The 12,439-nt window shown below is 68.9% G+C and carries 11 protein-coding genes; 5 read left to right on the plus strand and 6 right to left on the minus strand.

The window, feature by feature from the left end; genetic code table 11:
* Positions 1–334: 334 nt before the first annotated feature.
* Positions 335–1,672, plus strand: a complete 1,338-nt coding sequence (locus QK440_RS02485) for an MATE family efflux transporter (RefSeq protein ID WP_282791244.1) — start codon at positions 335–337, stop codon at positions 1,670–1,672.
* A gap of 225 nt (positions 1,673–1,897) precedes the next feature.
* Here the strand turns inward: QK440_RS02485 and rplI are convergent, their stop codons facing one another.
* The 4 genes from rplI to rpsF form a co-directional block, all read right to left on the minus strand.
* Complete coding sequence (gene rplI, locus QK440_RS02490) at positions 1,898–2,344, minus strand: 50S ribosomal protein L9 (RefSeq protein ID WP_282791245.1); 447 nt, start codon at positions 2,342–2,344, stop codon at positions 1,898–1,900.
* Positions 2,345–2,362: 18 nt separating this feature from the next.
* Entirely contained in the window at positions 2,363–2,599 is a 237-nt protein-coding gene (gene rpsR, locus QK440_RS02495; RefSeq protein WP_003949403.1) for a 30S ribosomal protein S18, read from the minus strand.
* A gap of 75 nt (positions 2,600–2,674) precedes the next feature.
* Positions 2,675–3,268: a single-stranded DNA-binding protein gene (locus QK440_RS02500; protein ID WP_282791246.1), complete on the minus strand. Its 594-nt coding sequence runs from the start codon at positions 3,266–3,268 to the stop codon at positions 2,675–2,677.
* A gap of 99 nt (positions 3,269–3,367) precedes the next feature.
* The gene (gene rpsF, locus QK440_RS02505; protein WP_006604399.1) at positions 3,368–3,658 is read right to left on the minus strand and encodes a 30S ribosomal protein S6; all 291 of its coding nucleotides are present in this window, start codon (positions 3,656–3,658) and stop codon (positions 3,368–3,370) included.
* A 310-nt stretch (positions 3,659–3,968) separates the two neighbouring features.
* On the opposite strand from rpsF, the gene QK440_RS02510 reads away from it, so the two are divergent.
* The 3 genes from QK440_RS02510 (at position 3,969) to QK440_RS02520 (ending at position 6,716) form a co-directional block, all read left to right on the plus strand.
* The gene (locus QK440_RS02510; RefSeq protein ID WP_190134571.1) at positions 3,969–4,280 is read left to right on the plus strand and encodes a hypothetical protein; all 312 of its coding nucleotides are present in this window, start codon (positions 3,969–3,971) and stop codon (positions 4,278–4,280) included.
* A gap of 208 nt (positions 4,281–4,488) precedes the next feature.
* Positions 4,489–5,610: a peptidoglycan bridge formation glycyltransferase FemA/FemB family protein gene (locus QK440_RS02515; protein WP_190134572.1), complete on the plus strand. Its 1,122-nt coding sequence runs from the start codon at positions 4,489–4,491 to the stop codon at positions 5,608–5,610.
* Positions 5,611–5,684: 74 nt separating this feature from the next.
* Positions 5,685–6,716 carry an alanine racemase gene (locus tag QK440_RS02520; RefSeq protein WP_282791247.1) on the plus strand — a complete coding sequence of 344 codons (1,032 nt, stop codon included), beginning with the start codon at positions 5,685–5,687 and terminating at the stop codon, positions 6,714–6,716.
* A gap of 136 nt (positions 6,717–6,852) precedes the next feature.
* Here the strand turns inward: QK440_RS02520 and QK440_RS02525 are convergent, their stop codons facing one another.
* Both QK440_RS02525 and QK440_RS02530 read right to left on the minus strand, forming a co-directional pair.
* Positions 6,853–8,370 carry a glycosyltransferase 87 family protein gene (locus tag QK440_RS02525; protein WP_282791248.1) on the minus strand — a complete coding sequence of 506 codons (1,518 nt, stop codon included), beginning with the start codon at positions 8,368–8,370 and terminating at the stop codon, positions 6,853–6,855.
* A gap of 248 nt (positions 8,371–8,618) precedes the next feature.
* Positions 8,619–11,348 carry a transglycosylase domain-containing protein gene (locus tag QK440_RS02530; RefSeq protein ID WP_282791249.1) on the minus strand — a complete coding sequence of 910 codons (2,730 nt, stop codon included), beginning with the start codon at positions 11,346–11,348 and terminating at the stop codon, positions 8,619–8,621.
* A 374-nt stretch (positions 11,349–11,722) separates the two neighbouring features.
* On the opposite strand from QK440_RS02530, the gene QK440_RS02535 reads away from it, so the two are divergent.
* A complete protein-coding gene (locus tag QK440_RS02535; RefSeq protein WP_282791250.1) occupies positions 11,723–12,403 on the plus strand; it encodes a helix-turn-helix transcriptional regulator in 681 nt (226 codons plus the stop codon).
* Positions 12,404–12,439: the final 36 nt, after the last annotated feature.

Below are 12,439 nucleotides of genomic sequence, written 5' to 3' on the forward strand. Positions count from 1 at the left end.
CAGGACGAGGCGGGCGCCGCACAACGGTAGGCCCGCGGGCACCGTCAGCCAATCTGGTTATCCACAGGCGGTGTGGATGAACGGCCCGATGCTGTGGAGAACCCCGGGAAACCTGTGCACGGCCCGGTGGACAGGCCTGTGAACAAGCCCTCAAGGCACTTTTCGTGCCCGCTCTGACCTGCGGGTTTCCCGTCCACCGGCTGTGCAGAAGAAAAACTTCCCCAGTCGGCCCAAGAACCTGTCGAACGACGCCCGATCCGCCGCCCGGCCCCAGACGAAGTAAGGGTCCTAGGGCAATTGCATCTCTTACCTGTGGAAGATTAGATTGGTGCTCATGACACAGGCTCCCGCGGCACCCGAGGCCGTCCGGCGACGACACGACCGAGAGATCGTCGCACTCGCCGTCCCCGCCTTCGGCGCCCTCGTGGCCGAACCCCTCTTCGTCATGGCCGACAGCGCCATCGTCGGCCACCTCGGCACCGCACAGCTCGCCGGTCTCGGCATCGCCTCGGCCCTTCTGACAACCGCCGTCAGCGTCTTCGTCTTCCTCGCGTACGCCACCACGGCCGCCGTGGCCCGCCGTGTCGGCGCCGGCGACCTTCCCGCCGCCATCCGGCAGGGCATGGACGGGATCTGGCTCGCGCTGCTGCTCGGCGCTGCCGTCATCGCCGCCGCCCTGCCCACCGCCCCCGCGCTCGTGGACCTCTTCGGCGCCTCGGACGCGGCCGCACCGCAGGCGGTCACCTACCTGAGGATCTCCGTCCTCGGCATCCCCGCGATGCTCGTCGTCCTCGCCGCCACCGGTGTGCTGCGCGGCCTCCAGGACACCAAGACCCCGCTGTACGTCGCGGTGGGCGGCTTCATCGCCAACGGCCTGCTCAACGTGCTCCTCGTCTACGGATTCGACCTCGGCATCGCCGGTTCCGCCTGGGGCACCGTCCTCGCCCAGTGCGCCATGGCCGTCGTCTATCTCACCGTGGTCGTGCGCGGAGCCCGGCGCCACGGCGCTTCCCTGCGCCCGGACGTCGCCGGGATCCGAGCCTGCGCGCAGGCGGGCGTTCCGCTTCTGGCACGCACGCTCTCCCTCAAGGCGATCACCATCATCGCCACCGCCGTGGCCGCCCGGCTCGGCGACGCCGACATAGCGGCACACCAGATCGTGCTGTCCCTGTGGAGTCTGCTGTCGTTCGCCCTCGACGCCATCGCGATCGCCGGGCAGGCCATCATCGGCCGCTACCTGGGAGCCGACGATCCACAGGGTGCCCGCGACGCCTGCCGCCGCATGGTCCAGTGGGGATTCGTCTCGGGCATCGTCCTCGGGCTGCTGGTCGTCGCGGCCCGGCCGGTGTTCGTCCCGCTCTTCACCAGCGACGCCACCGTCCAGGACGCGGCGCTGCCCGCCCTGATCGTGATAGCCCTCGCCCAGCCGATCTGCGGCATCGTCTACGTACTGGACGGCGTCCTGATGGGCGCGGGGGACGGACCGTACCTGGCCTGGGCGATGCTCGTCACCCTCGCGGTCTTCGCACCCGCCGCCCTGCTCGTTCCCACGCTCGGCGGTGCGCTGACCGCCCTGTGGGTGGCCATGACGCTCATGATGACCGTGCGCCTGATCACCCTGTGGCTGCGCTCCCGCTCGGGCCGCTGGATCGTCACGGGAGCCACACGCTGAGGCAGGCACTGTTCCTGATGTTTCACGTGAAACAGGCCCCCGGCCCGAGAACACCCCCACCGAAGCGAGCAGAGCACAACCAAGCCGAGCAGCACACAGCGAGGCGGCCCCTGCACAGCAAGCAGGCTCCCGCACGGCGGAAGGGCCCGCTGTACGGCAGCTGCACGGCAAAGGGGCCGCACCCAGCGGGTGCGGCCCCTTCACACGGTCCTGCGAACGCAGCGCTTAGGCAGCGACGACCTCGACGTTGACCTTCGCGGCAACCTCGGGGTGCAGACGCACGGACGTCGCGTGGGCGCCCAGCGTCTTGATCGGCGCGCCCAGCTCGACACGGCGCTTGTCGACCTTCGGGCCACCGGCGGCCTGGATCGCCGAAGCGATGTCAGCCGGGGTGACGGAACCGAAGAGACGACCGGCGTCGCCGGAGCGGACGGCCAGGCGGACCTTGACGCCCTCGAGCTGGGCCTTGATCTCGTTGGCCTGCTCGATGGTCGCGATCTCGTGGATCTTGCGAGCACGACGGATCTGCTCGACGTCCTTCTCGCCACCCTTGGTCCAACGGATCGCGAAGTTCCGCGGGATCAGGTAGTTGCGAGCGTAACCGTCCTTGACGTCCACGACGTCGCCGGCGCCACCGAGGCCGGAGACCTCGTGGGTGAGGATGATCTTCATCTGTCGGTCACCCTTCCCTTAGCGCGCGGTGGACGTGTAGGGCAGCAGCGCCATCTCACGGCTGTTCTTCACAGCCGTGGCGACGTCACGCTGGTGCTGGGTGCAGTTGCCGGTCACGCGGCGGGCACGGATCTTGCCGCGGTCGGAAATGAACTTCCGCAGCATGTTCGTGTCCTTGTAGTCCACGTACGTGACCTTGTCCTTGCAGAAAGCGCAGACCTTCTTCTTCGGCTTGCGCACAGGCGGCTTCGCCATGGTGATTCTCCTGTGTGATCAAGAAGTGGGGGTACGACCCGCCTTCTCGCTCCCGTGGCCGTGGATGGCCCGGGCTTAGAAGGGGGGTTCGTCCGAGTAGCCGCCGCCGGAGCCGCCGGAGCTTCCGCCCCAGCCGCCGCCACCGCCGCCGCCCTGCTGGCCGCCGCCGGCCGGCGCGCCGGTCGCCCACGGGTCGTCGGCGGGAGCACCGCCGCCGCCCTGCTGGCCACCGCCGGAGCCACCGCCCCAGCCGCCGCCCTGCTGGCCGCCGCCACCGCCGCCGTATCCACCCTGGCCACCGCGGCCCGAGGTCTTGGTGACCTTGGCCGTGGCGCTCTTCAGGCTGGCACCGACCTCTTCGACGTCGAGCTCGTAGACCGTGCGCTTGATGCCCTCACGGTCCTCGTAGGACCGCTGCTTCAGCCGGCCCTGCACGATGACGCGCATGCCTCGCTGGAGCGACTCGGCGACGTTCTCCGCCGCCTGACGCCAGACCGAGCAGGTCAGGAACAGGCTGTCGCCGTCCTTCCACTCGTTGGTCTGCCGGTCGAAGGTGCGGGGGGTGGACGCGACGCGGAACTTCGCGACCGCCGCACCGGACGGGGTGAAGCGCAGCTCGGGGTCGTCGACAAGATTGCCGACGACCGTGATGACGGTCTCGCCTGCCATTGGGGGAACCTCTCGGCGGGTTTGCTGCTGGCTGCTGGTGCTGCTACTCGGATCCCGAGTGCCGCCGAGCCCGAGGGCTCAGCGGATCTGAGCCGGGGCTCAGTGGGTCTCGGGACGGAGGACCTTGGTCCGGAGGACCGACTCGTTCAGGTTCATCTGGCGGTCGAGCTCCTTGACGACCGCAGGCTCGGCCTGCAGGTCGATGACCGAGTAGATGCCCTCGGGCTTCTTCTTGATCTCGTACGAGAGACGACGACGGCCCCAGGTGTCGACCTTCTCGACCTTTCCGTTGCCCTCACGGACGACGGAGAGGAAGTTCTCGATCAGCGGGGAGACAGCGCGCTCCTCGAGATCGGGGTCGAGGATGACCATCACCTCGTAGTGACGCATGTGGAACCCACCTCCTTTGGACTCGGCGGCCACGGTCGTTCCGTGGCAGGAGGGTCGTGATGCGTACGCAACGGTATCGGCCGCCACTGACAATCGCGTCCTCCGAGCGGACGTCAGCGGACTTCCGAGAGGGGGAGGCGTGTCCTGTGGCCGAACCAGTCGGGGACTGGCCTGGGCAGACACCGGTGCAGACGGTACAGAGTACCCGCACAGAGGCTTCCGGTTGAAATCCGGCGGCGGAGGGGGAGAATCTGTACACATCGGGTGTGTAGGGCGCTACGATGCGCTGCTCTCCGCAGGAGGTGCCTCCATGGCACAGACAATGCGACGTGACGCCGCCGGTTCCCTCTTCGCCACCGACGGCAAACCTCATCCGCTCCAGGACACACTGCTCGGCGTGACGCTGGTGCTCGGCGCCATCGCCTTCGTGACCGCGATGTTCCACCACCTCCACCTGCTGAGTTCCTGGACCGGCCTGGTGGGGATCTGCACCGGCGCGTACGGACAGTTCATCTCAGTGACGACGCGGGAGCGCTTCTTCCTGATCGTCGGTCTCGGCGCCAGCGCGGTCGGCTTCCTCCTGGGCATGGCACACGGCGGCCTCTTCGGCGGCCTCTGGTGACCGGCGGCGGCCCCGGCTGACCGCGGCCGGGCCGCGCGGCACGACCCGGACCGGCGGCTGACCGGTCCGCACCACCCCTGGTCGGGCACCGGCCAGGGGCGAAGGTGCGACAGGCCCAGACGACGCGCTCGCAGGGCGCAGTAGGCTTCGGCGCTAGAGCCGGAGCCCCTGTACCCATGGGGACACACCAGCCCGAGGAGCGCCGCGAATGAGCCTGACCCTGAGGACCATCAGCCGAGAGCAACATCTGGCGTACATCCAGAGCCTGCCGTCGGCGAGCCATTGCCAGGTCCCCGCATGGGCAGACGTGAAGAGTGAGTGGCGTTCGGAGAACCTCGGCTGGTTCGACGACCGGACCGGTCACCTGGTGGGCGTGGGCCTGGTGCTCTACCGCCAACTGCCCAAGGTCAAGCGCTATCTCGCGTACCTCCCCGAGGGCCCGGTCATCAACTGGTACGCCCCGAACCTGGACGACTGGCTCCAGCCGATGCTCGCGCACCTGAAGAAGCAGGGCGCCTTCTCGGTGAAGATGGGCCCGCCGGTCGTCATCCGCCGCTGGAACGCCCCCGCGATCAAGGCGGGCATCCAGAACCCGGACGTGAAGCGGCTGCGCGACATCGAGCCCACGACCATCGAGCCGCGCGCCTTCGAGGTCTCCGACAAGCTGCGCCGCATGGGCTGGCAGCAGGGCGAGGACGGCGGCGCCGGCTTCGGTGACGTCCAGCCCCGCTACGTGTTCCAGGTCCCGCTGGCCAACCGCTCGCTGGACGAGGTCCTCAAGAACTTCAACCAGCTCTGGCGCCGCAACATCAAGAAGGCGGAGAAGGCCGGCGTCGAGGTCGTCCAGGGCGGCTACAACGACCTGCCCGAGTGGCAGCGGCTGTACGAGATCACGGCGATCCGCGACAAGTTCCGGCCGCGGCCGCTGAGCTACTTCCAGCAGCAGTGGCGGGCCCTCAACTCCGAGGACCCCAACCGCATGCGGCTCTACTTCGCGCGCCACAACGGCGTGAACCTTTCGGCGGCGACGATGCTCGTCGTGGGCGGGCACGTCTGGTACTCCTACGGGGCGTCCGACAACATCGGCCGCGAGGTCCGGCCCTCGAACGCGATGCAGTGGCGGATGCTGCGCGACGCCTACGCGCTCGGCGCCACTGTCTACGACCTGCGCGGCATCTCCGACTCGCTGGACGAGACCGACCACCTCTTCGGCCTGATCCAGTTCAAGGTCGGCACCGGTGGCGAGGCCGTCGAGTACGTCGGTGAGTGGGACTTCCCGCTGAACAAGCTGTTGCACAAGGCGCTCGACATCTACATGTCGCGTCGCTGAGCACGCAGTTCCTGTCTCAATTCCTTCCATACCTCTGTTACACCGCTGTCACGAGAAAGGTTCCGGGACCAGCCATGGCGCTCACGCTCTATGTCGACACCGCGCGCTGGCGGGCACACCAGAAGCACGTGCTTGACCAGTTCCCAGGCATCGTCCCGGTCTGCAAGGGCAACGGCTACGGCTTCGGTCACGAGCGCCTGGCGGAGGAGGTCACGCGGTTCGGCGCGGACATCCTCGCCGTGGGCACGACGTACGAGGCCGCTCGGATCAAGGACTGGTTCAGCGGCGACCTGCTGGTCCTCACGCCGTTCCGGCGGGGTGAGGAGCCCGTACCGCTGCCCGACCGGGTCATCCGCTCCGTGTCGTCGCTGGACGGCGTGCACGGGCTCGTGGGCGCCCGTGTCGTCATCGAGGTCATGTCCTCCATGAAGCGGCACGGCGTCAGCGAGCAGGACCTGCCGCACCTGCACGCCGCGATCGAGGACGTGCGCCTGGAGGGCTTCGCGATCCACCTGCCCCTCGACCGTCCCGACGGCTCGGACGCCGTCGACGAGGTCGTCGCGTGGATGGACCGCCTGCGCGCGGCGCGCCTGCCGCTGCACACCATGTTCGTCAGCCACCTCAAGGCGGACGAGTTGGCCCGGCTGCAGCAGCAGTTCCCGCAGACCCGCTTCCGCGCGCGGATCGGCACGCACCTGTGGCTGGGCGACCACCACGCGACCGAGTACCGGGGCGCCATCCTGGACGTCACGCGCGTCGCGAAGGGGGACCGCTTCGGCTACCGCCAGCAGAAGACGGCGTCCGACGGCTGGCTGGTCGTCGTCGCGGGCGGCACCTCGCACGGCGTCGGCCTGGAGGCGCCGAAGGCGCTGCACGGCATGATGCCGCGCGCCAAGGGCGTCGCCCGTGCGGGCCTCGCGACGGTCAACCGCAACCTGTCGCCGTTCGTCTGGGGCGCCAAGCAGCGCTGGTTCGCCGAGCCGCCGCACATGCAGGTGTCGATCCTCTTCGTGCCGTCGGACGCGCCGGAGCCGCACGTGGGTGAGGAACTGGTGGCGCACCTGCGCCACACCACCACGCAGTTCGACCGCATCGTCGACTACTGAGCACAGGCGCCATTTGTGCCGAAGGGCCGGACGCGAGACCCCTCGCATCCGGCCCTTCGCCGTTCCCTGCCGCCTTCGGCACCCAGGCCCCACGGCGCGCCGCCTCCGCAGCGCACCGACCCAGGGCCGTGTTCGCTCAGGGCGAACGGTCGTCCGAGGACCCCCACTTCACATACGCCCCTCCGTGGTCAGGTGCCCCGTACCGCGAGGAGTCCGCGGCGGGGCCGAGGACGAACACGTCCGGTGCCCCGTCGAGAACCCCGCCCCCGGGGTCGTCCTCCCCGGTCCGCCGCACCACGTCCCGCTCCGGCATGAGGATGTCCCGTACGACGACAGCGCACAGGTACAGCGTCCCCAGCAGATGGACGGCGATGGCCACCTGGTAGCCCTCGGTCGGCAGGCCCCTGTGGGCGTCGCCGCTCGTCGTGTACGCGAGGTACAGCCAGATGCCCAGGAAGTACGCGACTTCACACGCCTGCCAGACGAGGAAGTCACGCCAGCGCGGCCGGGCCAGCGCGGCCAGCGGCACGAGCCACAGCACGTACTGCGGCGAGTAGACCTTGTTGGTGAGGATGAAGGCGGCGACGACCAGGAACGCGAGCTGGGCGAAGCGTGGGCGCCGGGGCGCGGTGAAGGCGAGCGCGGCGACGCCGAGGCAGGCGAGCAGCATGAGGGCCATCGCCAGCTTGTTCACGGTGTCCGTGGTCGGCGGGTCGTCCATGCGCTGGGCCAGGATGAGCCAGAACGAGCCGAAGTCGACGCCCCGCTCCCGGCTGAAGCTGTAGAACTTCGCCCAGCCGTCCGGTGCGAGCAGCATCACCGGCAGGTTCACCACCAGCCAGGCCGCGGCCGTACTGGCGAACGCGGCCACGGCCTCCCGCCATCTGCCCGCCCGCCAGCACAGCACGAGGAGCGGTCCGAGGAGCAGGACGGGGTAGAGCTTGGCGGCCGTCGCCAGCCCCAGGAGGAGGCCGAAGGCCACCGCCCGTCCGCGCGACCACATCAGCATCGCGGCGGCCGTGAGGGCGACGGCGAACAGGTCCCAGTTGATGGTGGCCGTCAGGGCGAAGGCGGGGGCCAGGGCGACCAGCAGGGCGTCCCAGGGACGGCGCCGGTGGATGCGCGACACGCAGACGGCGATGACGGCCGTGCAGACCATCAGCATCCCCGCGTTGACCATCCAGTAGACCTTCTCCTGGTGCTGGAGGCTGCCGCTGCCCGGCGTCAGCCAGGCGGCCACCTCCATGAAGAGCCCCGTCAGCACCGGGTACTCCAGGTACCGCATGTCGCCGGGCAGCTTGTCGAAGTACGGCACGAGTCCGTCGGCGAAGCCGCGGCCCTGGTAGAGGTGGGGGATGTCGGAGTAGCACGCGTGGGTGTACTGCGAGCTCGCGCCGACGAACCAGGCGCCATTGTAGCAGGGCGCCTTCTGCACCATGCCGAGGGCGAACATGCCGAGGGCGACCAGGGCGATGACACGCACGGGCGTCCACCAGGTCGTCAGGAGGAGCGCTCTGCGGCCGACGGGCCCGCCGATCAGCTCGCTGCCGGCGGCGGCGACCTCGTCCTGCTGGGACGGGAGCGCGGGCTGCGGCTCACGCTCACTCGCGGAGGGGTGAGCGCGTGTGGGGGGCGTCTTCTCTGCGCTGGGCATGGCGCACATCCTGCCGTACGGACCCTGCCGGACTCAGGAACCGGACGGCGTCGCGGCCCCGTGGGCAGCCTCCCTCGGGAAGCGGCCCCGCAGCTCTCTGGGCGGCCGAAGTCCCTGCCCAGTCCGTAGACAGCCCGGCAGCCCCGCGGACACGGCTACAGAGCCGCCTGGAGGCTCAGACACGGGCAAGGCCGCCGCACCCGTCAGGTGCGGCGGCCTTGTTTCACGTGAAACACACGCGGACGGCGTCAGTCGTCTTCTCCACCGGTTGGCCCGGCGAAGATGCCTCCCCCGTTGTCGTTGTGCCCGTTGCCACCGTTGTTGTTGCCGTTTCCGTTGCCACCGTTGGCATCACCCGCGGGTGGTGATGTCTCACCGCCCGGTTCACCGATGGCGCCACCGTTGTCGTTCCCGCCGTCCGTGACGCCGCCGTCGTCGTCCCCACAGCCGGGGTCCGACTCCTTGCAGGTCTCGGTCGGGTCGGGGGAGTCCGACGGGGTGGGCGTCTTGGAGGGGCTCTTCGTGGGGGTGGGCGTCGTCGGAGTCGTGCTCGGCTCCGGCTCCTCCTCCGTCTGCGTCGGCTTGGGGATGACGGGCTGGCCGACGATCTTGCCGATGGGCTCAGGCGTCGGGAACGTCAGCACGGGCTCACCCTTGAGCGCCTGGGACATGTAGTCGTGCCAGATCTCCGCGGGGAACGACGCACCGTGGATCTTCTGCTGCCCGCCCGTGCCGAACATCTCCAGGAACTGGCGCTTCTTGTTGGACTCGTCGTCGTCCATCCGGTACATGCTGATCGCCGTGGACAACTGCGGGGTGTAGCCGACGAACCAGGCGGACTTGTTGCCGTCGGTCGTACCGGTCTTGCCCGCCACCTGGCGGCCCGGCAGCCGTGCCGACTTGCCCGTGCCCTCGTCCACCACGGTCCGCAGGACGTCCGTGACGTTGTTCGCGACCTCGGGGGAGAAGGCGGCCTTGGTCTTGGTGGGGTGCCGGTAGACCGTGTCGCCCTTCTCCTCGATCTCCGTCACCGAGAACGGGTCGTTCTGCTTGCCGCTGGCCGCGAAGGTGGCGTAGGCGCCCGCCATGCGGATGGCGCTCGGCGAGGAGGTGCCGAGGGAGAACGACGGGTACGTGGCGCCTGCCATGGAGTTGTCGTCCTTGAGGCCCGCGTCTATGGCGGCGGCCTTCACCTTGTCGAGCCCGACGTCCATGCCGAGCTGGACGTAGGCCGAGTTGACCGACTCCCGCATCGCCTCCCGCAGGTCGATCCGGTAGGAGGGCGGGTTGTAGGACTGCTGGCCGTCGTTGGCCTGCAGCCACTCCTTGCCGTCCTTGTCGGTCCAGACCGTGCCGTCGTAGTTCTTGATCTTGAGTTTGTTCTTGCCGCTGTACAGGCTCTTCGGGTTGATGATGATGCGCTGGGCGTCGCTCTGCTCCGCCGGGCCGGTCTTGTCGCGGATGCCGTTCTTGAAGGCCGCCGCCAGCACGAAGGGCTTGTACGTGGAGCCGACCTGGGCACCGGTCGTGTCGGCGTTGTTGGTGAAGTGCTTGGTGGCGTCCTCACCGCCGTAGATCGCCTCGATCGCGCCGGTCTTCGGATTCACCGAGGCACCGCCGAACTGGACGTGGGTGTCCTTCTCGGGGCGCAGCTTGGGCTTGATGTTCTCCTTGCGGACCTTCTGCACGGCCTTCTCGAGCTTCGCGACCTTCTTCTTGTCGAAGGTCGTGTGGATCTCGTAGCCGCCCTGCTCCAGCTGCTGGCTGGTGATGTTGGTGTTGTTGATGACGTACGCCTTGGCGAGCGAGACGAGGTAACCGATCTGACCGCTCAGCTTGACGTTCGAACGGGGGTTCTCCAGCTTCGGGAACTCGGTGTACTTCTCCCGTTCGGACGCCTCCATACGGCCGTCCTTGACCTCCTCGTCGAGGATCCACGCCCAGCGCTTCTTGGCCCGCTCCGTGTTTGCCTTCTGGTTCGCCGCGGGGTCGATCTCCGGGTAGCCCGCCGGGTCGTAGTACGTGGCGCCCTTGAGCACCGTCGCGAGCAGGGCGCACTGGCTGGGGTCCAGGTCCTGGGCGTCCTTGCCGAAGTAGGCGCGCGCGGCGGCCTGGATGCCGTAGGCGTTGCGACCGTAGTAGGCGGTGTTGAGGTACCCCGCCATGATGTCTTCCTTGGGGACGGTCCGGCCGACCTTTATGGAGATGAAGAGCTCTTTGAACTTCCGGCTGAACGTCTGCGACTGGTCGTCCAGGCGGGCGTTCTTCACGTACTGCTGCGTGATGGTCGAGCCGCCCTGGGTCTGACCGCCCTTGGCCATGTTGACCATGGCACGGGCGATGCCCATCGGGTCGACGCCCTTGTCCTTCTCGAACGTCTTGTTCTCCGCCGAGATGACGGCGTTGCGCATCGCCTCGGGGATGTCCTCGTACTTGATGATCTGGCGGTTGGTCTCACCGCCGGTCGCGACCATCTGCGAGCCGTCGGCCCAGTAGTAGACGTTGTTCTGGGCCTTGGCCGCGTCGGCGACGTTCGGCACCTCCACGAGGGCGTACGCGATGCCCGCGACCGCCAGGAGGCTGCCGAAGAAGCCGATGACCAGGCTGGTGACCAGCCGCCACGACGGGATCCAGCGCCGCGCTCCGCTCCGGCCCGCGCGCGGGTAGTCGATGAAGCGCTTCTTGGCCGGGTGGGCGCGCCCTCGGCCGCGTCCCCCGCCGCCGTCCACCGGTGGCCGGCGCCGACCACCGCCCACGGACCCGTTGCGGGCGGCGCGCCTGGCCTCGGCACGACCCCCGTAGGGCCGCCCGCCACCCTCGGACGCCCCGGCCCCGTACGGCGCGGGCGCGTGCGGCGAGGACGGCGATCCAGTGGCGTCACGTGGTGCTGCGCGGCGGCCGGACGGCGTGCCGGACGCACCTCGCCTGGCCGCTGCACGTCCGCCACCCTGCGGCGGTTTGCGACGGTGCTCGCTCATCGAACGATTACTCCTCGGGCAGGCGCGGTGGTCCGCACCTGGAAACGGCAGCTGGTTTCCGGTCCCCCCGATGCGCGGAAGAGTTCATTCCGGAACTCGCCCGCACGGCACCGGGGACGGTGACGCCACCCCGCGTCACGTGGTTCCCGGCGGTATGCATGGCGCACAGACTACGCACCGTCAAAACCCTCTTAGGACCGAAGTTCACCCCAAATCAGGCAAGTTACATCCTACGAATCGGTGATGTGACGCCGTTCACCGTTCCCCCTCTTGTCGCAGCAGGCACGCCGTCCTATCGTCGTGATGTATCGAGTCGATACATCAGCTCGGCATAAGGGCCGCGGCAGGCAGACCAGGACAGACGGGAGGAGACCATGAGCAGGCGCTCCGGCATCCTCGAGTTCGCGGTCCTCGGCTTGCTCCGCGAGTCCCCGATGCACGGCTATGAGCTGCGCAAACGGCTCAACACATCGCTGGGTGTGTTCCGCGCCTTCAGCTACGGGTCGCTGTACCCCTGCCTGAAGACCCTGGTCGCCAACGGCTGGTTGATCGAGGAGACGGGCACGGCCTCCGCGGAGGCCATGACTCCGCTCTCCGGACGCCGCGCCAAGATCGTCTACCGGCTGACCGCGGAAGGTAAGGAACACTTCGAGGAACTGCTCTCGCAGACCGGCCCCGACGCGTACGAGGACGAGCACTTCGCCGCCCGCTTCGCCTTCTTCGGGCAGACCTCGCGGGACGTGCGGATGCGGGTGCTCGAAGGGCGCCGCAGCCGCCTGGAGGAACGCCTCGAGAAGATGCGCGCCTCCCTGGCCCGCACCAGGGAGCGCCTCGACGACTACACCCTTGAGCTGCAGCGCCACGGGATGGAGTCCGTGGAGCGCGAAGTGCGCTGGCTGAACGAGCTCATCGAGAGCGAGCGCGCGGGGCGCGACCAGCGGTCCGGCCCCGCGAGCTCCGCACAGCAGAACAGCACATCTGGGGAGTCGGACGTCCTGCCCCGGCGGCGGGGGGACAACCCGCCGCCGGATACGTCCGACGACACCGCCAAGTGACGCCCCGCACTCCGCGGGGTGTCATCCGGAATACCG

This window comes from Streptomyces sp. CC224B (assembly GCF_030010595.1).
Taxonomy (GTDB): domain Bacteria; phylum Actinomycetota; class Actinomycetes; order Streptomycetales; family Streptomycetaceae; genus Streptomyces; species Streptomyces longispororuber.